This window comes from Limnohabitans sp. (assembly GCF_040400975.1).
GTDB lineage: Bacteria > Pseudomonadota > Gammaproteobacteria > Burkholderiales > Burkholderiaceae_C > Limnohabitans_A.
In genome coordinates this window covers 46,474-70,386 of the sequence record NZ_JBBAPF010000010.1, presented here as the reverse complement: position 1 = coordinate 70,386, position 23,913 = coordinate 46,474, and the positions used below count along the sequence as shown (strand labels likewise).

The window sequence follows — 23,913 nt, the reverse complement described above, 5'->3', positions numbered from 1 at the left end:
CACAGGAGCCTTCCAGCATGTCGTTCTATACCTCGCTCACCGGACTGAACTCAGCCACCGCCCAGTTGGCCGTCACATCCAATAACATCGCCAACGTGGGCACCTCGGGCTTCAAACGCTCACGCGCCGACTTTGGTGACATCTTCTCGACATCACCCCTGCAAAAGTCCTCCAGCAACATTGGCCAGGGCGTTTCACTCAAGCAGGTGAGCCAGGAATTCAGCCAGGGCAACATCTCGACATCGGGCAACTCGCTCGACCTGGCCATCACGGGTGACGGTTTTTTCCCACTCAAAACGCCTGATGGCCTGCAAGACATTTACACCCGCAACGGCTCGTTCACCTTGAACGACCAAAACAACGTGGTCAACTCCACCGGCCAACGCCTGATGGCCGCCTCGGTGGACTCGTCCGGCAAAGCCGATTTGACCGACCTGAACGCCCTGACCATCCCCCCCAAGACCTCTGGCGAAGCGGTCGAAACCACCCAAATCCAGCTGGGCCTGAACTTGCCAGCCGACTCGGCCGTGATCACGGCCGACTTTGACCGCAGCAACCCCAGCACCTACAACAAAAGCACCGCCTTGACGGTGTACGACAGCGGCGGTAACGGCTACTTGGCCACGGTGTACTACGCCAAAACCCAAAACGCCAGCCAGGACCAAACGCCGCCCAGCTCCAAGTGGCAGACCTACTTTTTTGTGGGCGACACCCAGGTCAAGCCGGCTCTCCAGCAAGCCACCGACAAGGTGGGTGGTGCCTTGTTTGTCAACAAATATGGCGATGTGCTGCCCAAGAGCGATTCCCGCGTGGTCCCCAGCTCCGGCACCACCGAAATGTATTCTCTGGACCAACTCACTGACGTTCGCCGATCCACTCCGGCCACGGCGATTGGAACCGCACTGACAACGGCCGGTTTTGCCAACGGCTCGTTGGTCAACGCCGTGAGTGGCAACTTGAGTTTCAACATCAAAGTGGATGACGCCGCGACCGCGCAAACCATCACATACACCATGAAAGCCGGCGACCAAGATCCTGAGGTACTGGCCCGTAACGTTGAAATCGCCATCAACAACACGCTGGGCGCTTTGGCCGACACTCCGGACAACACAGCCACCACCGACGTGAACGAGTTCCGCAAAAATGCACGCTTCGGTATCACCGTGTCTTTTGACCCTGATACTGCCAGGTTCTCCATCGCCTCTGGCACCACGGGTGACAGTTCCAGCATTGAAGTCGTCACCACAGACAACAACGCCCAACGAGTCATGGGCTTGACCGGAACTGGTCTCAAGGTCGATGCATCGGCCAATGAAGCATTACGCGGCAAACCCAGCGAATCGGCTGTTCTGCGCGGCGAGACCATGACCATCAACACCACCAAGAGCATCAGCACCTCATCGGCCAACAAGGACTTTTTTGTTTCGGTCGATGGCTATGCTTTCAAAGTGGAACTGCCCTTCCCCACCACTTACACCAACATTGAGAGCTTTGCCAAGGCCCTGCAAGACAATATCAACGGCAAAACAGACCCCGCCACTGGCCGCAAAGTCTCTGGTGTAACGGTCAGTTTCGACCCCAAGGCCAAACAGTTTGTCTTCACCACCGGCACCGCCGGTGAGAACTCTGCCATCCAAGTCACTGGCTCTGCAGACTGGGGATTGGCCAACACCGAAATGCAATTTGGCTCTACCAGCGAGTGGAAAAAACTGACCCAGTTCACCGAAAACGGCGCATTGCAGTTTGTCAAAAACGGCGTTCAAACCGAAGATGCTTCTGGCCTCTCCACCCAAACCGAATGGTGGCCTGTGTACCTGGACCGCGGCGAACTGAGCTTTGACCTGACCGGTAAACCCATCTCACCTCTGACCGGCATGCCCTTTGAAACCGCCTTCCTGGCAGGCGGTAAGGGTGCCCTCACGATGTCAATCGACTTCACCAAGTCCACCCAATACTCCAGCGCATTCGCGGTGTTGTCGCAGTCGCAAGACGGTGCGCCCGAGGGCGAGTTGATGGGTCTGAACATCGGCGTGGACGGTCTGGTCAATGCCACTTACTCCAACGGCTCCCAGGTTTCATTGGGCAAGATCGTGCTGGCCAATTTCTCCAGCCCCTCCGGTCTGCGTCAGGTGGGTGATGCCAGCTACTTGGCCTCTGCCACATCGGGCATAGCCAAAATCGGCGAAGCCGGTTCTGCCGGTTTCGGCTCGATCCGTGCCGGTGCCACCGAGCGCGCCAACGTGGACTTGACGCAAGAGCTGGTGGACCTGATCACTGCTCAGCGGAACTTCCAGGCCAACGCCAAGGCCATCGAAACCAGCTCCACCATGACCAGCGCCATCATCAACATCCGTTCTTGATGCACTGAAACCCCTACAAGTCAACGCAAGACACACACGCCATGGACCGCCTTGTTTTCACCTCGAACGCCACCATCAAAGAGCATGCGCTTGCACGCCAGGTGCTGGTCAACGACCTGGCCAACGTCTCTACTGTGGGCTTCAAAAGCAGCTACGACGTGGCCTTGCAGTCGGTCAAAGTTCAAGGTCCGGGCTTTGACACCCGATACCAAGCCCAAACCATTTCCCGAGACCTGATCCGCATGGACGCAGGTCCGGTGATGGCCACCGGTCGCCCCATGGACATCGCGATGACCGATGCCGCAGTGCTGACGGTGCAAAGCCCCGATGGCGTTTTGGCTTTCACACGCCGTGGCGACCTCAAGGTCAACATGCAAGGCCAACTTGAAAACGGCTCAGGCCATTTGGTTTTGGGCGACAACGGCCCCATCACCATCCCACCAGGCCTGATGGTCCACGTGAACATAGATGGCGGTGTTTTCGCCCGCAACCCCGCCCAAGAAGGTGCAGCCGCCGATGTGCTGATCGATCGATTGCGCTTGCGCGACGCCTCGGGCGTCAGTTTGGCGCGTCGTCAAGACGGCTTGTTCAAGATCGCGGACAAGTCCGATGGCACCGACATCGAGGTCAGCGGTCTGGAGCTCAGGGTCATTCCCCAAGCCCTGGAAAGCAGCAACGTCAGCGCCATTGAAGCCATGACGCGCTTGATGGACCAAGCGCGCAGTTTCGAAACCCAAATCAAGATCATCAAGGAAACCAAGTCGCTCGACGAGTCCGGCTCCTCCATGATGAAACCCGCTTAAGCCTCAATAAGACAGGAACCTCCCCATGGATGCCTCAATGTGGATTGCCAAAACCGGCCTGGACGCGCAACAAACGCGCATGTCGGTGATCTCCAACAACTTGGCCAACGTGAACACCACGGGCTTCAAGCGCGACCGGGCCAGCTTCGAAGACATGCTGTACCAAAACCTGCGCCAGCCCGGCTCACAAGCCGGCGCCGAAACCCAAGTGCCCACGGGCCTGATGCTGGGTACCGGTGTGCGCATCGTGTCCACCGAAAAAACCCACACCCAGGGCAGCATGGTGAGCACCAAGAATGCGCTCGACATGGCGGTACAAGGCGCAGGATTTTTTCAAATCACCCAGACCGACGGCACCATCGCCTACACCCGTGATGGCAGCTTCAAGCTTTCTGCCACAGGTCAATTGGTCACGGCCAACGGCTCGCTGCTGCAGCCGGGCATCACCATTCCCGCCAACGTGGCCAGCATTTCGATTGGCCAAGACGGTACGGTGTCGGTAGAGACCGCGGCCGGTGGCGGTGCCGAGGTGATCGGACAAATCCAGATCGCACGCTTTCCTAACCCTGCAGGCCTGCAGTCCATCGGCCAAAACCTGCTCAAACAAACCGCAGCCAGTGGCGCACCGGTGGTTGGCCAGCCAGGCCTCGAGGGTGCAGGCCAGTTGATGCAAGGGGCACTGGAGGCTTCCAACGTCAACGTGGTGGAGGAAATGGTCAACATGATCGAGACCCAACGCGCCTACGAGATCAACTCCAAAGCCATCTCGGCCGTAGACGGCATGCTGCGCTTCTTGAACAACAACATGTGAGCTTGATCATGACCCACACACCGATTCACCCCCTTCTACGGCTGCTCATGGTCAGCATGGTGTTGGGCTTGAGCGCTTGCGCCACAGCCCCCGTCGCGCTGAAGCACTCGCCAGAATTTGCCCCAGTTTTGCCCGTCGTGGCCGAACGCCCCCGCGAAACCACCGGTTCCATTTACAACAACCGCCAAAACGACAATTTTTTTGGCCGCAGCCGCAATTACCGTGTGGGTGACCTGATCACCGTCCTGCTCAACGAATCCACGCAAGCCAACCGCCAGCAGCGCGGCAACGTCACCCGCGAATCTTCCAACGACATGATCCCCGGTGGCTTGACATCCAAGGTCCTGCGCATCCCTGAGAAAGTTTTGGGCTCCAACGGCACTGGGGCACTGGACGGTCTGAACCTCAACTCGGCCAAAATCGACAGCATCGGCTTGGGAGAAGCCAACCAACTGGCCACCCTGAACGGCGCGGTCTCGGTCACGGTGGTCGAAGTGCTGGCCAATGGCAACCTGATGGTGCGCGGCGAAAAACAACTCGCTTTGACCGAAGGCTCCGAAATCATCCAAGTCAGCGGCATCTTGCGCCCCAACGATGTCTCGCCCAACAACATGGTCCAGTCGCGCCGTCTGGCCAATGCACAAATTTCTTACCGTGGCACGGGCGACATGGCCAACGCCTCCAAAGTCGGCTGGGGCACCAGCGCCTTGCTCAAACTGTGGCCGTTTTAAGTTTCAAAGCACACAACATGACATCCCGCCTTTTTTCATTTTTGATGTTGCTGAGCCTGTGTGGCTCCGCCTGGGCTGACCGCGTCAAAGACTTGGCCTCTGTGGCCGCAGGCCGCAGCAACCAACTGATCGGATACGGCTTGGTGGTGGGCTTGCAAGGCACGGGCGATGGCGCCACCGTGTCCTTCACCACCCAAAGCATGAAATCCATGCTCAGCCGATTGGGCGTCAACATCGACGGCCCCTTGTCGGACTTTGAGCAAGGCGGCACCAGTGGCCGTCTGGACATTCGAAACGCCGCCGCCGTCATGATCACCGCCGAATTGCCTGGCTTTGCCAAACCCGGCCAAAAAATCGACATCAACGTGTCGGCCATTGGTCGCGCCACCAGCCTGCGCGGGGGCAACTTGCTGATGACCAGCCTGCGGGGTGTGGACGGAGAGGTCTATGGCATGGCCCAGGGTGCCCTGAACACCACCGACATCGACAGCAGTGCAGCAGGCTCGAAAGTCAGCATCGGCGTGCCCACCTCAGGTCGTATTCCTAACGGTGGCACTGTCGAGCGCATCGTCGACAACCCCTTCGAGACCTCTGAATACGTGGTCATGAATGTGCGAGAGGCCGACTTCACCACCACCACGGCCATCGTCAACGCCATCAACAAAAACTTTGGTGACGCCACAGCGCGAGCCATCGACGGCATGTCACTGGCCATTCGGGCACCGACCAATGTGTCACAACGCGTGGCCTTCATGAGCATGGTCGAAAACCTTGATGTGGTGCCCGGCGAGCCGCCTGCCCGCGTGGTGGTCAACTCCCGCACCGGCACAGTCGTGATCAGCCGCAATGTGCGGGTCACCGCCTCAGCCGTCGCCCACGGCACCATCTCGGTGGCCATTGCCGCCACCAACGAAGTCTCACAGCCCAACCCCCTCAGCCAGGGCCAAACAGCGGCCGTTCAAAACGCCAACATTGCGGTGACCGAGCCCAAGAACCCGATGTTCTTGTTCCAGCCCGGCGTGGATTTGCGTCAGGTGGTCGACGCCGTCAACCAAGTGGGGGCTACCCCTTCTGCCCTGATCGCGATCCTCGAAGCCCTCAAAAGCACAGGCAGCCTGCGGGCCGAACTGATCATCATCTGATCGCCCTTGAGCCAAGACCATGAACGACATCACCTCCACCAACTCCAGCACCTATCTGGACTTCAGTGCCTTGGCACAGTTGAAGGGTGATGCCGCACGCGATCCGAGCAAAGCCATCCGCAAGACGGCTGAACAGTTCGAGGCTTATTTCATCCAGCAGATGATGAAAACCATGCGCGAATCCATCGAAAAAAGCGATTTGGTCGATGGCGGCAACATGGAGATGTACCAAGACCTGATGGACAAAGAAGTGTCCCTCAGCATGGCCAAACGGGGTGGCATGGGCATGGCCGACATGCTCGAGCGCCAAATGCACCAAGCCCAGGCGCTCAGCACACAAGACGCCCTGCAGATGCGCCAGCCGACAGTGGCGCCACACCTCCCGCTCAACCCAACACGCCACCCGATGTCGCTCAAGCCCGCGGCCATTGAGGCCTACCAGCTTGAACGCCCTAACGGCTTTAAGCTCAAAGGTCAGCCATGAGTGACTTGCTCAGCATTGGCAGCTCGGGTGTCACGGCCTACCAGCGGGCCTTGGCCACGGTGTCCAACAACATCGCCAACGTCAACACCGATGGCTACACCCGCCAAGATGTTTCGCTCACGGCCAACCAGCCACGCCAAATCGGTAACAGCTATTTGGGCACAGGCGCTCGTTTTGACAGAGTGCAACGCCAATACGATGCTTTTGTTGAATCGAATTTGCGCAACAGCAACAGCGATCTGGAAAGCCAAAAACCCCTTCTCTCTTATGTGAACCGCCTGATCGACGTGATGGGCGACGAGAGCATTGGCCTGACCACGGCCATGAACCTGTTTTTTGAATCTGCACGCGATCTGGCCACCGACCCGGCCTCAGTCGTCTCGCGCAGCATCTTTTTGCGCGACGCCGATGGCCTGGCCGCCCGATTCCGCCAACTGGCCGGTCAGTTCGACCTGCTGGACAAAGAAACCCGCCAATCGGTAGAGACCGACGTGGGCCAAATCAATGCCTTGACTGCGCAGCTGGCCCAGATGAACAAACAACTGTCCAAAAACAGCTCAGAGGCCAGCCAGCCCTCCGAGTTGCTGGACCAGCGCGACTTGCTGTTGCGAGAGTTGTCGAGCCTGGTGGCCATCAAGACCCGTTTTGAGACCAACGGCGCCGTCATCGTCAGCGTGGGCGACACCCTGGACCAGGGCATTTTGGTCAACCAAAACATCTCGCGCGAAATCAACGTTCTGCAATCGAACATCGAAACAGGCCGACTCGAATTTGTCATTGACGCCTATGGCAAGCCCGAAACCATGCCCGGCATTGCCAGCGGCAAAATTGGCGGGGTGATGAGTTTTCGCGACCAAGTGCTCAACCCGGCCAGCGACTCTCTGGACAACTTGGCCACCGCGATGGTGCGCGAAGTCAACTTGGTCCACCGGGATGGGGTTGACGCCGAAGGCCAACTCGGCGGAGACCTGTTTGGCTTTGCCACAGAAAAATCCGGCCAAGCCTCGGGCATGAACCTGGTGGTTCAAGACGCCAACCGAGTAGCCGCTGCGGGACAGTTCAGGGTCATTGATAACCCCCTCAACAGCGGTTCTGCACAAGCCCGAGTGGCTTACACGCCGCAGCAGTTTTCGGGGCCCACACAATTGCGTGGCGACCTCGCGTTGGCCAAAGCACCCCAAATTGCCACCCTGCCCAGCGTCACCATTGAAGCCAGCCAAGGCTTCACCAGCCTGGGTCTGATCCCGATCGGGACAAAAAATCTGGCCTTGACTCTGCAAACACCCGGACCAGGCCAAACCCTGCAAGTGCTGACTCGGGATGGCCGCCACCTGATCGGCAGCGCCCTGAATGACACGCAGCAGGGTCTGATGCTCAAAACCAGCAGTGGCATGGAGGTAGGGGCCACTTACAGCACCCAAACCCTGAACCGCACAGCGCCTGCTACTTATTTGGGCATGGACATCTTCATGGGTGCCAAAGCCAGCGTCAGCCTGATGCAGCAATTCAATGCCACCACAGGTGAAGCCCAGGCGCCGCTGGCAGTGGCCGCCAAGCTGACGGGCAACACCTTCGTCGGCTCCGCAGACCCGATCGCCGCCAACACCTTTCAGTTGAATGGTCAAAACTTACCCGCATTGAGCGGACCATTGACGTTGGCCTCCGTCGTCAACTGGTTGAACACCGCCACCGCGAATGACCCGGTGGCCAGCCGCATCACCGCATCCATCCAAGATGGCAAACTGGTGCTCAGCCGCCCGACCAGCAACACCACGCAAGACATCCGTTTGGGGCTGGGAGCCAATGGCACCCCCGCAGACTTGAAGCGCCTGGGCTTTGACACCACGCTCAGCATCGAAGGCACGACGCCTGACGACCTGTTGGTCTTTGTCACCGACACCGCCATCCCCGCCAATGCCACCAGCAGCGTCAGCGTGCAGGCCCAGTTCACCGACATTGCGGGCGACATGAAGCAAGCCCTGCGGGCCTCTGAGCTCAAGGTCAGCTTCACCAGTGACAGCCGCTACCAAATCATCGACACCCGCACCCAGTCGGTCTTGGCAGAAAGAAACTTGGTGCCCGACCCCCTGTCGGCCACGCCCAGCTTGAGCTACCGGGGCCTGAAATTAGAGTTTTCAACTGCGCCCAAAAAAGGGGACGAGTTCACCATCGACAACAACCGCGATGGCATCGGCAACAACGAAACCATGCTGGCTCTGGTGGCTTTGGAAAGTGAACGCATCATGCCCGGTGGCCTGACCATCACCGAGGCCTACATCGAACGGGTCAACCAAGTTGGCAACGTGGCGCGCCAAGCCGCCATCGCGGAACAAGCCCTTCAAGTGGTCTACCAACAGGCCCAAGAAGCACGCGACGGCATCAGCGGCGTGAGCCTGGACGAAGAAGCCTCGGCCCTGGTGCGCTTCCAACAGGCCTACCAGGCCAACGCCAAAGTCATGCAAACGGCCATGGCGCTGTTTGACAGCATCCTGCAAATTCGCTGAGGGACGGTCTCATGAAAATTTCCACCTCGTTCTTGTTTGACCGCGCCACCGAGCGCATGAGCACCATCCAGAACAAACTGGCAACCACCCAAGCCCAAATGGCCGTGGGAAAACAAATTTTGTCGCCCAGTGCAGCCCCAGACCAAGCCGCCGCCATTCAGCGGCTCAAGGGGGAAGTTGAGCGGCAAGACAGCCACATCCGCACGCTGGACGTGGCCATGCGCCGCTACACCGCCGAAGAAACCGCCCTGTCGGCCTCCAATGACATTTTGATTCGTCTCAAAGAGCTGGGCTTGCAAGCAGCGAACGACACCCTGGGCCCCGACGACCGCAAAGCCATTGTGGTCGAAATGAAAGCCCTGCGCGATCAACTTCTCAGCTTGGGCAACAGCCGCGACGACAGCGGCAACTATTTGTTTTCGGGCACACGGGTCAACACCCCTGCCTTTGCTGAAAACGGCTCTGGCAAAGTGGAATACAAAGGCGACCAAACCCAAACCCGCATCCCTGCGGGTGTGGAGCGCACAGTGCAATTCACCCGAGCAGGCACCGATGTGTTCAACCGCGTGGTGCGCAGCGACGGGCCACCGGTGGGCTTTTTCGATGCGCTGGACCAAATGATCCATGCCACCCAAAACAGCCAAAACAATGGCATTCAGCGCGGCATTGCCGATGTGACTCAAATGCACAACACTTTGACGCTGTCTCAAGCACAAAACGGTTCAGACCAGCAGGTGTTGATGGCCCAAAAAGACGTGCTCGAAGAAACCCAGCTGCGCATCAAATCCACCCTGTCTGAAATTGAAGACCTGGACTACACCGAGGCCGTGACCCGCATGAACAAAGAGATCATGGGGCTCGAAGCGGCCATGGGCAGCTTTTCCAAGATCTCGGGATTGACACTTTTTGATTACCTCCGTGGCTGAATTTGCTTGCTGTCTCAAGCCTTGAGGCTTTGGGCCGATACCTTAGACAAGCCAAACCACTTCTTCCTCCGCAAAGCACACCTTTATGGCCACCAGCAGCATTGTCAACACCCTCGGCGCCGGCTCCGGCATCGACGTCAAAGCGCTGGCCCAAAGTCTGGTGGACGCCGAAAAAACGCCAAAAAAAGAGCGCATCGACGAGAAGATTGCAAAATCAGAGGCCCGTATCTCTGGCTACGGCTTCGTTAAATCCGAGCTTCTGGCGCTCCAACAAGCCTTTAGCATGCTCAACGACGCCAGCGACTTCAGCTCCATCCAGCCCAGCAATACCCAGCCTGCCGCCTTTGGCATCACCGCCAGCAGCACAGCAGAAGCGGGCAATTACAGTATTGAAGTGCTGCAAACCGCACTAGCCCAGCGCACTGCCAGCATCACTTTCGCCGGTGAAAATACTACGCTCAACGAAGGTGCACCTTTTAACCTGAATTTGACCGTGGGCAACTCACCCTTGTTCCCCATAGCGGTCAAAACCACCACTCCGGCTGGCATTGTCAGCGCCATCAACGGCGCAAAACAGGGCGTGACGGCACAACTGATCAACACCGGTAGCGTGCACCAAATCGTGCTGACCGGGGAAACCGGCGCCGCAAAAAATTTCAGCATGTCCACTGCCCCGAACATGCTAACAAACGTCAAAGTACCGACCAACAACAATCATGAAGTTCGTATTTCAGATGCGCCCTCGGCTACGTCGGTTACCTTAAGCTTCAAGCGTTCAGGCACTCAAGAAATTGTTGAATTGCAGAAAGTTGACGACATTTGGAAATTGCCGCCAAATACTTCATTAGAAGGTGTGACGGACCTCAATGCAGAGGCTACAGTCCCGGTTTTTTATCAACCGCTCCAAACCGCGACCGACGCCAGTTTCAAAGTCAATGGCCTGACCGTCACCCGAAGCAGCAACACCGTCAACGACGTCATTAAAGGCGTCACGCTCGACCTTTTCACCAACACCACAGGCGCAGCCCGCCTGGACCTTAACCGCAACACCGCCGGCATCAAAGACAACATCAAAGGTCTGGTGACCGCTTACAACGACTTTGAAAAAACCCTGAAAATTTTGGGCGACAGAGCCAACGAAGTCGAAGAATTTGGTGGCATCCTGGCAGGCGAAAGCTTGCTGCAAAGTGTGCGCAGCCAAGTGCGCGCCATGATCACCAGCACCTCGACCACCCCCGGCACCACCATCAAGGCAGCGCGCGATGTCGGTCTGAGCATCGATCGGTTTGGAAAACTCACCTTGGACGAAGCCAAACTCGACACGGCCTTACAAAACCACTTTGGCGAAGTGTCCACCATGTTCAGCGGCGGCACCAATAACCAAAGCATTTACAACCCCTCCCCAAGAGGCTTGGCACCCGGCGCCGTCAACAGCATCGAAAAAATGCTGTTGTCAACGGGCCTGATCGAGACCCAGAGCAAAAACGCCACCACCCAAATAAGCAAATACAAAGAAGAACTGACCGCACTCAACGAGCGCATGGAAAAACTCATGGCCCGCTACATGAGCCAGTTCAGTGTGATGGAAAGCATTGTGGGCAACAGCAACAGCATGCGTGAGGGCCTCAAAGGCACCTTTGAAGGCATGATGAAGGCCTACGGCAACTGATGTCGCTGACACCAGCCAGGATTCATCAGCAAACCTAGGCTGAACAATAAAATATCTCCAGATATACAATATTAAATTATTGAATATCTACGCGAGATACAAATGCTGGACGTCAACGATGCAATTATCTTGAGCTGTGCGCCCCAAGGCGGCACCATGGCCACCGCAGCGACCGAGCAAACGGGTTTGACGCGGGTGGCGGTTTCGCGGCGTATCAAAAAGCTGGCCGATGCGGGCTATTTGCAGCGCCATGGCACGGGCACCCGGCAAACCTACAGCTTGGGCGACAAACGGTTTTGGTTACGGGTGGAACCCCTTGCCGAAATCGTTCGGCGCGGCGGCGAGATGGTGGTGTGGGAACAGCATTTGGCGGCTTTGCTGGCGGACCAGCAGGGCAACGTCAAAAACCTGGCTTACACCGCGTTCACCGAAATGCTGAACAACGCCCTCGACCATTCCAACGGGCAGCAGGTGGTGATGGGCATGCATGTGCAAGACGGGCATCTGCAAATGTTGGTGGCCGATGACGGCGAGGGCATTTTCCGAAAGATCGCCAAAGCCGCCGATTTGTTTGACCCGCGCTTGGCCATTTTGGAGCTGGCCAAGGGCAAGTACACCACCGCGCCTTTGGGCCATTCGGGCATGGGTATTTTTGTGTCGTCGCGCATGATGGACGGCTTTGCCATTGAGTCGTTCGGCTTGCGTTTTGACCCGAATGAGGCCAGTGCTCCTCTGCCCCGTTTTGACTGGATCGATGCCAGCGCGCAGCTCAAACCCGCCCAAGCGCAAACGGTGGTGCGCATGGCCATTGCGCTTGACAGCACCCGCACGGGCAATGATGTGTATTTCAAATATTTTGAGTCCAGCAATGTGGGCGATGCCGAACCCGGCGAGGCCTTTCACACCACAGAAATCCCGGTTCGCTTGGCACAGCTGAGCAGTGAGCTGGTGTCGCGTTCGCAAGCCAAATGGGTGATGAACCGCGCCACCCAGTTCAAGACCGTGATCCTCGACTTTGAAGGCGTGGTCCATGTGGGCCAGGCTTTTGTGGACGAGGTATTCCGTGTCTTTGCCACAGCCCACCCGCACATACGACTCAAAACCATGGGCATGAGCCTCGAGGTGGCCAAGTTGGTCAACCTGTTTGGTGGCCACAAGGCATAACCGGCAAATAATTGCCGATTTTTTCAAAAAACCCCTCAAGTTCCCGGCTGAGCGGCCGAGTCATGGTGACGAAACCCCCAAATTGGTGGGCTGCATGCGCAGCTTGCCACATGTCAGCACTGTCAGCGGGGGCCAGACAAAGGACCTAGCCATGAGCAACGACATCCAACCCAGCGCACCACGCGCACCTGCACTTGCAGCAGCTGCTGCTGCCATGCCCGCTGCACGCGCGGCCGAGGTAAAGCCTGCGCCGCCAGGCCCAGCAGAGGTCAAACCTGCGGTCGATAACAAACCCGATCCGCAAGAAACCCGTCGCACCCTGCAAGAAACCAGCGAAAAGCTGAACCAACAAATGGCGAAAAATGGACGCGACCTGAGCTTCAGTGTGGACGACGTGGCCAACAAGGTGGTGCTGACGGTGAAAAACCGCGAGGGCGAAGTGGTGCGCCAGATCCCAAGCGAAACCGCCTTACGTCTCGCCCACAACCTGGACGACATGAAGGGCTTGCTGCAAGACGATAAGTCTTGAAGTTTGCAAAAAAACGCAAAAAGTCCTCAAGCTTTTTCAGCAGCCTCCGAATCACTCATTAACAGGGATTCACTTCAGAGTCTCTGTAACAAACAGGCAGGTCCTACTCCCTTCGGGTTCCTGCCAACCTTTTGAAATAAACCTCTTCAAGGAGTAAGACCATGTCAGTGATCAACACCAACGTGAAATCGATCGTTGCTCAAAATGCAATGACCGTCAACAACCGTTCCATGAACAAAGCCATGGAGCAACTGTCCACTGGCAGCCGAATCAACAGCGCTGGAGACGATGCTGCAGGCTTGGGTATTTCCAACAAAATGACCGCACAGATTCGTGGCCTGAACCAGGCCGTGCGCAACGCCAACGATGGCATTTCCATGCTGCAGACGGCAGAAGGCGCCACCAAAGAAATCACCAACATGCTGCAACGCATGCGTGAACTGGCTGTCCAGTCAGCCAACGGAACTTATAACGACTCTGCCGATCGCCTCTCCTTGGACGAGGAATACCAAGCGCTGGCGGATCAAATTACAGCCATTGCCGACAATACAAAATGGAATGGTCAAGGGGTTTTAAACACTACAACTGCTGTTAAGTTTCAGGTCGGTGCAAGCGCAGCTGAGGTATTGGAATGGACTCCAACAGATTTGAAAACTGATATTGCTACTACAGGAGATTTAAAGACTCTTGCTAAAGCTAGCACCGAGATTGGTGTAATCGATGGCTTAATTACCGATGTTGATACTGCACGATCAACCATGGGGGCAACAATCAACCGATTGTCTTACGTTGCCGATAACCTGGCCAATATTTCGCAAAACACCTCGGCATCCCGCAGCCGCATACAGGATACTGATTACGCCTCGGCCACCACCGAGCTGGCCCGTACCCAAATCATCGCTCAAGCGGCCACAGCGATGCTGGCACAAGCCAACCAGCAGCCACAAATGGTCCTGAAGTTGTTGAGCTGAACACGAAATGTGACTTGATGGCAAAAAGCCCATTCGGGCTTTTTGTCTTGGCGGGTTGAAGCTATTTTCCAACGCCCCTTTGGGGTCTGAGCCCACCTGCTCATTTCTTCAGCACCACAGGAGGCCGCCGTGGGTAACGTCGTCAACACCAATATCGCCGCCACTGCGTCGCAATACGCACTGGTACACAACCAGAAGTCGCTTGAAAAATCAATGGCCCAGTTGTCCACCGGACAGCGGATCAACACGGCAGCAGACGATGCAGCAGGCTTGACCATTGGCAACAAGATGACTACGCAAATCCGCAGCTTGAATCAAGCTGTACGCAATGCCAATGATGGTATTTCCATGCTGCAGACGGCTGATGCCGCAACCAGTCAGATCACGATGATGCTGGTAAGAATGCGCGAATTGGCCATACAGTCGGCAAACGGCACAAACGACACGCCTGATCGCGATGCACTGCAGCTAGAATTCAGCGGTTTGCAAACGCAACTGGGTGACACCATCAGCAACACGACATGGAATGGCATGAACTTACTGGCCGGTGGTGTGGGGGGGGGATCGGTCAGTTTCCAGGTGGGCTCTGGCAGTGCTGAATCAATCAGCCTGCCTTTGGCCTCACTCAACACTGCTGATGTCACGACAGTGCTCAACAGCGGCTCCACAAGTATTGCCGTCGCGGCGGATGCTCAAAGCAGTCTGGCTGCCATTGACGATGCCATCAGCCAAATAGACACTGAGCGTGGCAAATGGGGCGCCATGATGAACCGTTTGACCTACGCAGCTGACAACGCCACCAATGTGTCGATGAACAGTTCTGTCTCGCGCAGCCGGATCATGGACACGGACTATGCACAGGCCACGGCCGAAATGGCACGCGCCATGATCCTGAACCAAGCAGGGATGGCCATGCTCTCGCAGGCGAATCAGCAACCCATGTACGTCCTGGCGCTTTTGCGCTGATGGCCAGCGGATGTTCGATCGGCCGGTTGTACTTGTCAGATTCTCAGGTACGCAAGAAACGGTAAATTTTTTCGAGCGAATTCCAACCGGTGTTCTTCAGCGCTGTATCAACAAGTGATGCGAAATTCGAATCATGCTGGTAAAGGCGACTGAATACCTGAACAGTTCTTGCCATTTGAGCCGGCGAAGGCAAATCATTGATGTCAGTGCACTGTGCTGCCAGCATGAAACGCACCAAACCAAAACGGGTGACCAGTCGCAGGTAATGCGCGTCAGCCGAACTTTCGCGAAATGGGAACATCTCCCGAAACATCTCATTGATGAGGTAGTGTTCCAGAAAGAACGGGACCTCTTTGAGTGCCAATGGCAATTGGGTGACACCTTGTCGATAGCGCTCAACCAGTCGCTCTCGACTGACTTCGTGACTGATTGGATCGGCACCCAACCCATTGGCAATGGCTTTTTGTACCTGCTCCTGAACGGGCGTCAGTTGCCTCTTGATCTTGAGCTGCCAAAGATTTGAAAAAACTTCGACTTGGGTAACGTGATCCGGCGACAGGGGCGCCAGTGCCTCTCTTATGCCACCACTGCTCATCATGGCATCCATTTCTTCGAGCATGGCAGGGATTTTTGCATGACCAGATGTTTGAATGATCTGGGTCAAGTTCTCACAATAAATTGCCAACACAGCCAGACGCTCCCATAGCAACAGGCTCTCATTTTTAATCAGTTGCAGGGCAAATATACGAATCCCTCTCATCATTTCCGGTGACAGCCCGTGCTTGGGGCGCATATGTTCGACAACGTCTGGACGGACAGTGGTTGGACTCTCTACAAAATCGAAGGCGTCAGAATGCAGCAGCGCCAATCGAGCTGCCTCCGGACAAGACAAGGTCAAAGATTGCTCATGTACCTTATCGACCAAAACATGGTTTCTCGGGTAAGTTGCACACGTATCCGACAGCTTGTCCTCCCCCAATTCACGCTGCACACCACAAAGCTTTTCCTCCATGAACGGGCAAGCCCGTGTTCCAGGATTCATCTCAATGCGCGCATATTGTTTGTCACTCGACAGTGACCGAGTCCTTTTGACCTTGGTGTCAAATCGCTCTGCAAGCGCAGGATGTTGACTCTGACGGTAAGTGTTGTAAGTCTTTTTATCGATCGAGACCGCCCAGCCCGTGCAGCAATTGTCTTCGCAATCAGGTCCAATGCAAGAAAAGCGGCTGGTGTACTTGGGTTGGACAGATTGAACGGTCTTGGTCGGATGAATTGTGCTCATAATTTGTTTGCTGATTGATTTAATTTTTTTCAAGCAACTTTGATGCCATTTATAGATGACAAAATTTCTAGCCTTTTGCACAACAAAACGGGCACATGATTTGCTTAATGAACTCAGCAATTCATTTGGCAACCTCTTGCCGCTTTCATCACAAGGAGCAACGTTATGTTGCATGCTGCACCCGCATTTTTGGCCAAAACTGCTTATTCAGCGCTGCTCACCAGCGCCACCCAAGAGCTCAGCCCCACCAAGATCCGGCAATCCATTGCCGATCTGGTCGGCCAAGACCGCCTGGCCGAAGCAGACTTGTTGTCGCATGAGGCGTTGCAGCGATTTCCGCAAAGCGAAGACATCTTGGTCATCCGCGCCTTAGTCACTCAAGTGCGCCAAGACTGGCCCGCTGCCAGCGTCGCGCTGGAGAAGTTGATCAGCTTGCAAGGCCACGCCGCACAAGCTGTGACTTGGGGCCAGTGGGTGCGCGTCTTGCGTTGTCAGGGCGACGATGTCCGCGCCATGACCGTCACGGCCCAGGGTCTGGCCAACCACCCCCAAGACCCTCAGTTGCTGGCCGAGTTCAACGCGCTGCAGCAAGTCGGCGTCAAGCCGGCGCTCAAGGTGGCTTGATTTCCAGGGGGGTCATGGACTGCCGCGTCGCTGCGCTCCTCGCAGTGACTTTTGACCCGTGATGGCTAGGCACGAAGCGATCCATCGCCCTCCCTGTGATCGCGAGGCAAGACACGGTTGGGTCTCTCGTGGCAGATGATGTTAAATCTCAGCCGATGGCCAACCTGACAGGCTTTCCCACCCTATTGAGCATCTCGACCAAGGTATCGATCGTGAACTTGGCCGTTTTCTTGTTCACTACGTCGGACACACGCGGGCGCGACACCATCAGAATTTTCGCCGCTTCAGCCTGCTTGAGGTGATGCTGCTCAATCCAGTCGGCCAATTCCGACATCAATTGCTCCTTGAGCTGACGCGTGTCATTGATCTGCTTGTGCGAAGCGGTCTGCAGCCGCTTGGCTTCCTCGGCAGAAAATCCGAGTTCCAGGAACAGGTTCGCGCCCGGTTTCGTCACATGGCGGATTTCAGTATCAATCTTCAGTTTTTTGCCTTTCTCGCGTTGACCACAGCGCGGTAAAGCGCCTCGGCAATGTCCTTGTCTTGCTTGCCGGATGCCTGCGTCTTTTTTTGGAAGCAATGCAGTACGTAAACCGCTTCCTCGAACTTGGCGACAGACATTACCCAAAAGATTCCGCTGCTGTCCCTGATGCGGATTTCCTGGGTACCAGTGCTCACGACATCGAATGGTTTCCAGTCCTCCGGCTCCAGGCCCGCTTGATCCATCACCCTGTCATCGCGACACCCTAAGCCTTGCCGCCTGACGGCAACGCATTGCCGATTTGCCGTTTTTGACCGACTTTCAGCCGATACCAAAAAACAATTTTTTGCCGTTTTCGACCAGGAAGCACTTATTTTTTTGAATTTTCACGAATTTATATGCAAATAAATGTTGATTTAGGCTAAAGAAAAGCTGGCACGCGGTTTGCTTGAAAAGGTTCATCCTCGGTTTTGGCCATGTACCACCGAATTTTTGACACCCCTTTTCAGGAGACCTGTAAATGACATCCCTTTACCAAGCCATGCTGTCGCAAGCCGTTTCTGGTCAGATGCTGAGCCTGCGCGATGTGTCGCAGTTTTCTGCTGCCGAGATTCGCCAGACCATGGCCGATTTGGTAGCCGCCAACCGGATTGATCTGGCCAACGCCTTGGCCGCTGCGGGCCAAAGCCTGTACCCTGAGAGCGAAGACATCTTGGCCATCAGCGCCTTGCTGGCCGAGATCCAACAAGACTGGACCACCGCCGAAGACATGCTGCGCAAACTGGTCGACACCCAAGGCGCTGCCGCCACCCCTTTCACTTGGCGTCACCTTATCCGTGTACTGCGCTGCCAGTGCGAGCCCGGCAAAGCCTTGCAAGTGGCCCAGCAAGCCATGGCAGCCCACCCCACCGACCCCACTTTGCGTGACGAGTATTTGGCGTTGCAAGAATTGGTTTCAACCCAAGTGCCCGTGGCCGCTCCGGCCCATATGCACTGAACCACACCAACGACCCACAACCCTTTTCACTGAACCTCATTTGTAAAGAGAGCTGCCATGTCTGTCATCAACACCAACGTCAAATCCCTGGTCTCGCAAAACGCGATGGTCAAAAACAACCGCGATCTGTCAGATGCTATGCAGCAACTGTCGACCGGCAAGCGCATCAACAGCGCCGCCGACGACGCAGCAGGCTTGGCCATTTCATCGCGCATGACCTCGCAAATCACCGGACTGAACCAAGCCGTTCGCAATGGCAACGACTCGGTCTCGATGTTGCAGACCACCGAAGGCGCGATGATCGAGATGACCAATATGCTGCAGCGCATGCGCGAGCTGTCTGTGCAGTCCTCCAACGACACTTACACCGAAAGTGACCGCATTTACTTGGACTTGGAGTACCAACAACTCAAGGACGAGGTCAACCGCATCACCAAAGACACACAGTGGAACGGCATGAGCATTCTTGACGGCACACTCAAGGGTGAGGGTGGCGTCATGGGCAAGTTCAACTTCCAAGTGGGCGCCAACGAGAACCAAGTCATCACCCACACTGTGGCCAATATGGGTTATAGGGAAAATCCGGGCAAAGCCGCTTTACTGACCACAGTGCCCAATACGGTGGGCGTAGCCGCAAGTTCAGGCCCACCAGCTGTGACCGCTGTGACAGCCGTCAAACAGGTGACCACCCTGACCCTGAGCGGCGACTTTGCCGTTGGTGACAAAGTCTCCATCACCATTGGGAATGCTACAAAAACCTACGAGGTTACCGAGGCCGATGTGAAAGACAAGACCCAAGCCGAGGTCTTGGCTGCGGTGAGCACCGGGTTGTTGGCCCAAACCACGGCAAGTTTTGGTGGTACCGACGTGACCCGCTCAGGAGCCGTCATCACCTTCACAGCCGCCACCGCTGGCACCCCCTTCACCCCCACCAAGAGCGAGACCCTGGTGGACGGCGCCTTGGCCAACATCCGCGAGCTGAATGTCAAAGACCGCGCCGCATCCACGCTCTCGATTGAGCAGTTGGACAAAAGCATCAACCGCATCAACTCAGAGCGTGCGGGCTTGGGTGCGGTTATCAACCGTCTGACCCATGCGATGGACAACCTGACCAACGTGGCGCAAAACACCTCTGAGTCACGCAGCCGCATCATGGATGCCGACTACGCCAAGTCGAGCAGCGAGTTGGCCCGTACACAGATCATTTCGCAGGCGGCTACGGCCATGTTGGCCCAAGCCAACCAGCAACCCCAAACCGTCTTGAAGTTGCTGCAAGGTTAAGCCTTTGGGCTTGGGGCCAAGACCTGCACACCCGCGTGGTTTGCAGGTTTTTTTTCACCCCAAACGACCGCAGGCCAATAGCTCCTTTGCGCCCTCTTGTTTGCCATGACCACCCCCACCGAACCCACCAAAGGCCCCAACTGCTGGCAGTGCCAGCACTTTGCGGTCAGCCATGTGCCTTCTGCGCCCTACGCATGCCGGGCCATGGGTTTTCAGTCGCGGGTATTGCCCGCCCTCGAGGTGCTTCGGGCCGACGGGCAGTTTTGCAAACTTTTTTTAGCCAAGGCCACGCCAGCCCTGCGCTGATTGCTCGGCCCTGAGCTTGGGGCCTGTCAAAGTTCTGACAGCACGGCGTTTTTTGATGAATTTTTTAGAGTTATTAGGTTTACTTTTAAAATTAAAAATTTCATTTAAACCAACAAATAAAACTGGCACGAGGGTTGCTTAACAGTTTGTAACTGTACAAGAGGCCACTGCCGTGAAGTCACACCCCGTTTCCACCCCGCTTGTTCTCTGGCTAGACCCTGAATCGACCCTGGGTGCCGAGCACAGCCAAGCGCTGCATGCCACAGGCTGGGCGGTCATGGCCATCCACACCCTGGACGAGTTATTGGCCCACGCCACCGATGCCAGCTTGGTCGCCTTGCGTTTGACGTCTGATGTGTCGCGCCTGAGAGCCGTCCAACAATTGCTGCAAGAAGCCGGTCTCAACACGCCGGTGGTGTGCCGCGTCGACCGGCTCGACTTGGATTTGGCGGTTGAAGCCACCCAATCGGGTGCCTTGACGGTGCTGGCCGCCGACGATGTGCGCACAGCCGCTTGGCAGCGTGTGCACGCGCAACTCAAGCCGACAGCCCAGCGCACTGCGCAAACACCGGTACGCCAGGTGGTGTTTGTCGACCCTTCAAGCCAACACCTGTTGGCCTTGGCACGCAAAGTGGCTCAGGCCGATGTGACGGCTTTGTTGGTGGGCCCTACCGGCTCAGGCAAAGAGGTTTTGGCGCGCGTGCTGCACGAAGCATCTGGCCGCGCCATGGGCCCGTTTGTGGCGCTGAACTGCGCGGCCATGCCCGAAAACCTGATCGAAGACATGCTGTTTGGTCACGAGAAAGGTGCCTTTACCGGGGCGCACCGTGAGCAAAAGGGTTTGTTTGAACAAGCCCAAGGCGGCACTTTGTTTTTGGACGAAATCGGTGAAATGCCCATGCACCTGCAAAGCAAGTTGCTGCGCGTGCTGCAAGAGCGCCAACTGACGCGCCTGGGCGGACAGAGCGTGATTCAATTGAATGTGCGCATCGTGGCCGCCACCAACAAGGACTTGAAGCAAGCGATTGCAGAGCGCGAGTTTCGCGAAGATTTGTACTACCGCATTGCCACCTTCCGCATGCGTTTGCAGCCCTTGCGCGAGCGGCCCGGCGACATCATCCCGCTGGCCATGCAAAGCCTGATGCAACAAGCTGCACAGCCCTGGCGCTTGCACCCACTGGCGCAGCAGATGCTGCTGCAATACCCCTGGCCCGGCAATGTGCGCGAGCTGGAAAACGTGATGCGCCGCGCGGTGGTTTTGTGCACAGACCATCACATCACACCGGCGCACTTGATGTTTGACGATTGGCTGACACACAGCATGGCGACGCCGAAAGAAAAAGCCTCTTTGGATGCTCCGGATGTCGAAGCGAGTGCGCATGCATGGCCTGTGGCCGTGCCTGTGGCGGTGCAGGCCATCCCTGAAAGCATGGCGCCTTCAGTGCCCCATGCAGCCGCGCCTGCAGAACCCCCTGTCGACTTGCAAAGCGCAGTGCGCCTGAATGAACACCAGGTGATCATGGCCACGCTGGCCAGCACACCCAGCAAAACCGAAGCCGCCAAGCGCTTGGGCATCAGCCCGCGCACCCTGCGCTACAAGATGGCGCAACTGCGTGAACACGGCATGAACATGGCCGCAGCCTGCTGAAGGAACACACCATGATTGAAAAAGCCATCTCCCCCGCCAGTATCCAGTCGATGTTGCAAACCCTGCGCACCCACCAGGCGCAGGCTTCTTCGTTGCAGGGTGCCGAAGCCAAAAACCCGTCGAATGAAGTCGGCAAACCCGGCTTTGGAAGCTTCGTTACGGGCGCGCTCAACCAGGTCAACGAGGTGCAGGTGCAATCGTCCAACATGCGGGCGGCCTATGACCGGGGTGAGGACATCGCCTTGACCGATGTGGTGCTGGGCATGCAAAAGTCGTCTTTGGCCTTTGAAGCCACTTTGCAGGTGCGCAACAAAGTGCTAAAGGCCTACGAAGACATTTTGAACATGCCGGTCTGATAGAACACAAGAGAACACAACATGGCTACAGCGACCGCATCGATGAACACCGGCATGATGACCATGCCCACCGGGTCTGAAATCGCCCCGACCACGGCCAACAACCCTGGCAACACTGCCAGCGGCAGCATGGCCTTGACCACAGCCCCTGGCACAACGCCCAACGCAGGCGTCAGCAATGGCCTGAGTGTGTGGCAGAACATCGGCTTGTCCGACACCTTCAGCAAGGTGCTGAACCAGCCCTCTGTGCGCAAGGTGTTGCCACTGATCTTGATGTTGGCCGTGTTGGTGGTGTTTTTATTGGCTTATGCCTGGATGCAGTCCACCCCCTACCGCCCTGTGATGCCTGGCTTGCAAGAAGCCGACCAACAGGCCGCATATGAGTCGCTGAAAAACGCCGACTTCAAACCCAAAATTGACCCCGCCACAGGGCAGCTGACCGTCCCGACCAACCGCTTTCACGAGGCGCGCATTTTGCTGGCCTCGCAGGGCTTGCCCAAAGCCGGTACCACCGGCATGGAGGGCCTGAAGGACCAATCGTCCATGACGACCAGCCAATTGATGGAGCAGGTCAAGATCAACACGGCCTTGGAGCAAGAGCTGGCCCGCAGCATCATGCAAATTGGCACAGTGCAAAGCGCACGCGTGCACCTGGCCACGCCCAAACAAAGCGTTTTTGTGCGCGACCGCACGCCACCCAAGGCGTCGGTGGTGCTGGCACCCTACCCGGGCCGCGCGGTGTCGGCCTCGCAAGTGCAGGCGATTGTTCATTTGGTGTCCTCCAGCGTGCCCTACTTGGCGCCCGACCATGTGACCGTGGTGGACACGGTGGGCAAACTGATGACCGAGTCGTCAACCGAGCAAAAGCTGGGTTTGACTTCGGCACAAGAGCAGCACAAGCAGCACCTCGAAGAGGTTTACCGCAACCGGATCATGCAAATCCTGTCGCCCATGCTGGGTGAAGGCAATGTGCGCTCGCAAGTGAATCTGACGCTGGATTTCACGCAAACCGAGAGCACCACCGAAGACTTTGACAACCGCGAAAAAGGGCCACGAACCCGCTCGGAGGTCTTGGCCGAGGACCGCTCGGTCAGCAAGTCGGCCGAGGGGGGCGTTCCTGGCGCTTTGTCCAATTCACCACCGCCAGACCCGACCGCCACCAACAACACCCAAGCCGATGCAGCCAAAGGGCAAGCCGATTCAACGGGCAAGCTCAGCAGCCGCTCGACCCGCAATTTTGAAATTGACCGCACGGTGCGCCATGTGCGCAGTGCCAGTGGTGGGGTCATGAAGGTCAGCGTGGCCGTGCTGGTGAACGAGCGTCCGGTGACCGAAAAATCAACCGACCCCAAGGCCCCCAAGAGCGTGCCTTTCACCCCGCAAGAGCTGGAACAAATGCAGCAAGTGGTGCGCGGTGTGGTGGGTTTTGACCCGACCCGTGGCGACATCGTGACGGTGGTGCCCGCCAAGTTTGAGGCCCCTGCCCCATTGGAGACGATTCCTTGGTACCTGGAGGACATGGTCCAGTCCGGCATCACCAGCGCCTTGATCGCCATGAGTTTCATTGCGTTCATGTTGATCGTGGTGCGTCCGGTCATGCGCAACCTCTACGACACGAAAGCTGAAGCTGAAGCCAGCGCTAATGCCGCCCTGGCAGATGGCGAATTGAGCGCCGACGACATGCGGATGATCCAGATCGGTGAGGGCGAAAGTCTGGAAGAAATCAAGGCCAAGCTGAAACCGAAGAAATCGAGCATCTCCATGGACATGCTGGACACCGCCAACACCTATGATGACAAAGTGGCCCTCATTCGGATGCTGGTGGCCGAGGATTCGGGCCGTGTGGCCAATGTGCTCAAGAGCATGATCAAAGTCAATTGA

The 23,913-nt window shown here is 56.9% G+C and carries 23 protein-coding genes; 20 read left to right on the top strand and 3 right to left on the bottom strand.

Annotation, left to right across the window (positions count from 1 at the left end):
• The first annotated feature begins 17 nt into the window (after positions 1-17).
• From ABWQ00_RS08050 to ABWQ00_RS07990, 13 genes are all read left to right on the top strand, one after another.
• Positions 18-2,360 carry a flagellar hook-basal body complex protein gene (locus tag ABWQ00_RS08050; RefSeq protein ID WP_353238152.1) on the top strand — a complete coding sequence of 781 codons (2,343 nt, stop codon included), beginning with the start codon at positions 18-20 and terminating at the stop codon, positions 2,358-2,360.
• 41 nt (positions 2,361-2,401) lie between these two features.
• Positions 2,402-3,163 (top strand): flagellar basal body rod protein FlgF, encoded by a 762-nt coding sequence (locus ABWQ00_RS08045; RefSeq protein WP_353238151.1) that lies wholly within the window; start codon positions 2,402-2,404, stop codon positions 3,161-3,163.
• Positions 3,164-3,188: 25 nt separating this feature from the next.
• Positions 3,189-3,974: a flagellar basal-body rod protein FlgG gene (flgG, locus tag ABWQ00_RS08040; protein WP_353238150.1), complete on the top strand. Its 786-nt coding sequence runs from the start codon at positions 3,189-3,191 to the stop codon at positions 3,972-3,974.
• An 8-nt stretch (positions 3,975-3,982) separates the two neighbouring features.
• A complete protein-coding gene (locus ABWQ00_RS08035) occupies positions 3,983-4,705 on the top strand; it encodes a flagellar basal body L-ring protein FlgH (RefSeq protein ID WP_353238149.1) in 723 nt (240 codons plus the stop codon).
• 17 nt (positions 4,706-4,722) lie between these two features.
• A complete protein-coding gene (locus tag ABWQ00_RS08030) occupies positions 4,723-5,847 on the top strand; it encodes a flagellar basal body P-ring protein FlgI (RefSeq protein ID WP_353238148.1) in 1,125 nt (374 codons plus the stop codon).
• A 19-nt stretch (positions 5,848-5,866) separates the two neighbouring features.
• Complete coding sequence (locus tag ABWQ00_RS08025; protein WP_353238147.1) at positions 5,867-6,331, top strand: rod-binding protein; 465 nt, start codon at positions 5,867-5,869, stop codon at positions 6,329-6,331.
• Positions 6,328-8,835, top strand: a complete 2,508-nt coding sequence (gene flgK, locus ABWQ00_RS08020) for a flagellar hook-associated protein FlgK (protein ID WP_353238146.1) — start codon at positions 6,328-6,330, stop codon at positions 8,833-8,835. The genes ABWQ00_RS08025 and flgK overlap by 4 nt, the downstream gene beginning before the upstream one ends.
• Before the next feature lie 11 nt (positions 8,836-8,846).
• Positions 8,847-9,761: a flagellar hook-associated protein FlgL gene (gene flgL, locus ABWQ00_RS08015; protein ID WP_353238145.1), complete on the top strand. Its 915-nt coding sequence runs from the start codon at positions 8,847-8,849 to the stop codon at positions 9,759-9,761.
• 85 nt (positions 9,762-9,846) lie between these two features.
• The gene (fliD, locus tag ABWQ00_RS08010; RefSeq protein WP_353238144.1) at positions 9,847-11,430 is read left to right on the top strand and encodes a flagellar filament capping protein FliD; all 1,584 of its coding nucleotides are present in this window, start codon (positions 9,847-9,849) and stop codon (positions 11,428-11,430) included.
• A gap of 102 nt (positions 11,431-11,532) precedes the next feature.
• The gene (locus tag ABWQ00_RS08005) at positions 11,533-12,594 is read left to right on the top strand and encodes an STAS-like domain-containing protein (RefSeq protein WP_353238143.1); all 1,062 of its coding nucleotides are present in this window, start codon (positions 11,533-11,535) and stop codon (positions 12,592-12,594) included.
• 151 nt (positions 12,595-12,745) lie between these two features.
• Positions 12,746-13,123 (top strand): flagellar protein FlaG, encoded by a 378-nt coding sequence (locus ABWQ00_RS08000; RefSeq protein WP_353238142.1) that lies wholly within the window; start codon positions 12,746-12,748, stop codon positions 13,121-13,123.
• A 161-nt stretch (positions 13,124-13,284) separates the two neighbouring features.
• Positions 13,285-14,094 (top strand): flagellin N-terminal helical domain-containing protein, encoded by an 810-nt coding sequence (locus ABWQ00_RS07995; RefSeq protein WP_353238141.1) that lies wholly within the window; start codon positions 13,285-13,287, stop codon positions 14,092-14,094.
• Between the two features lie 129 nt (positions 14,095-14,223).
• On the top strand, positions 14,224-15,060 hold the full coding sequence (locus tag ABWQ00_RS07990; protein WP_353238140.1) for a flagellin N-terminal helical domain-containing protein: 837 nt from the start codon (positions 14,224-14,226) through the stop codon (positions 15,058-15,060).
• 43 nt (positions 15,061-15,103) lie between these two features.
• Here ABWQ00_RS07990 and fliB read toward each other — a convergent pair whose 3' ends face one another.
• Positions 15,104-16,516 (bottom strand): flagellin lysine-N-methylase, encoded by a 1,413-nt coding sequence (fliB, locus tag ABWQ00_RS07985; protein ID WP_353238139.1) that lies wholly within the window; start codon positions 16,514-16,516, stop codon positions 15,104-15,106.
• On the opposite strand from fliB, the gene ABWQ00_RS07980 reads away from it, so the two are divergent.
• Complete coding sequence (locus ABWQ00_RS07980; protein WP_353238138.1) at positions 16,508-16,966, top strand: hypothetical protein; 459 nt, start codon at positions 16,508-16,510, stop codon at positions 16,964-16,966. The genes fliB and ABWQ00_RS07980 overlap by 9 nt on opposite strands.
• A 148-nt stretch (positions 16,967-17,114) precedes the next feature.
• On the opposite strand, the gene ABWQ00_RS07975 is transcribed toward ABWQ00_RS07980, so the two are convergent.
• Both ABWQ00_RS07975 and ABWQ00_RS07970 read right to left on the bottom strand, forming a co-directional pair.
• Positions 17,115-17,447, bottom strand: a complete 333-nt coding sequence (locus ABWQ00_RS07975) for a helix-turn-helix domain-containing protein (RefSeq protein ID WP_353238192.1) — start codon at positions 17,445-17,447, stop codon at positions 17,115-17,117.
• Complete coding sequence (locus tag ABWQ00_RS07970; protein WP_353238137.1) at positions 17,444-17,779, bottom strand: type II toxin-antitoxin system RelE/ParE family toxin; 336 nt, start codon at positions 17,777-17,779, stop codon at positions 17,444-17,446. Before ABWQ00_RS07970 ends, ABWQ00_RS07975 begins: the two co-directional genes overlap by 4 nt.
• Before the next feature lie 185 nt (positions 17,780-17,964).
• Between ABWQ00_RS07970 and ABWQ00_RS07965 the strand changes: the two genes are divergently transcribed.
• From ABWQ00_RS07965 to fliF, 6 genes are all read left to right on the top strand, one after another.
• Positions 17,965-18,441: a tetratricopeptide repeat protein gene (locus ABWQ00_RS07965; RefSeq protein ID WP_353238136.1), complete on the top strand. Its 477-nt coding sequence runs from the start codon at positions 17,965-17,967 to the stop codon at positions 18,439-18,441.
• Positions 18,442-18,498: 57 nt separating this feature from the next.
• A complete protein-coding gene (locus ABWQ00_RS07960; protein ID WP_353238135.1) occupies positions 18,499-19,722 on the top strand; it encodes a flagellin N-terminal helical domain-containing protein in 1,224 nt (407 codons plus the stop codon).
• 105 nt (positions 19,723-19,827) lie between these two features.
• Positions 19,828-20,028 (top strand): hypothetical protein, encoded by a 201-nt coding sequence (locus ABWQ00_RS07955; protein ID WP_353238134.1) that lies wholly within the window; start codon positions 19,828-19,830, stop codon positions 20,026-20,028.
• Between the two features lie 172 nt (positions 20,029-20,200).
• Positions 20,201-21,676 (top strand): sigma-54 interaction domain-containing protein, encoded by a 1,476-nt coding sequence (locus ABWQ00_RS07950; RefSeq protein ID WP_353238133.1) that lies wholly within the window; start codon positions 20,201-20,203, stop codon positions 21,674-21,676.
• An 11-nt stretch (positions 21,677-21,687) separates the two neighbouring features.
• Positions 21,688-22,032, top strand: coding sequence for a flagellar hook-basal body complex protein FliE (fliE, locus tag ABWQ00_RS07945; protein WP_353238132.1), 345 nt, complete (start codon positions 21,688-21,690; stop codon positions 22,030-22,032).
• A gap of 21 nt (positions 22,033-22,053) precedes the next feature.
• Positions 22,054-23,913 (top strand): flagellar basal-body MS-ring/collar protein FliF, encoded by a 1,860-nt coding sequence (fliF, locus tag ABWQ00_RS07940; protein ID WP_353238131.1) that lies wholly within the window; start codon positions 22,054-22,056, stop codon positions 23,911-23,913.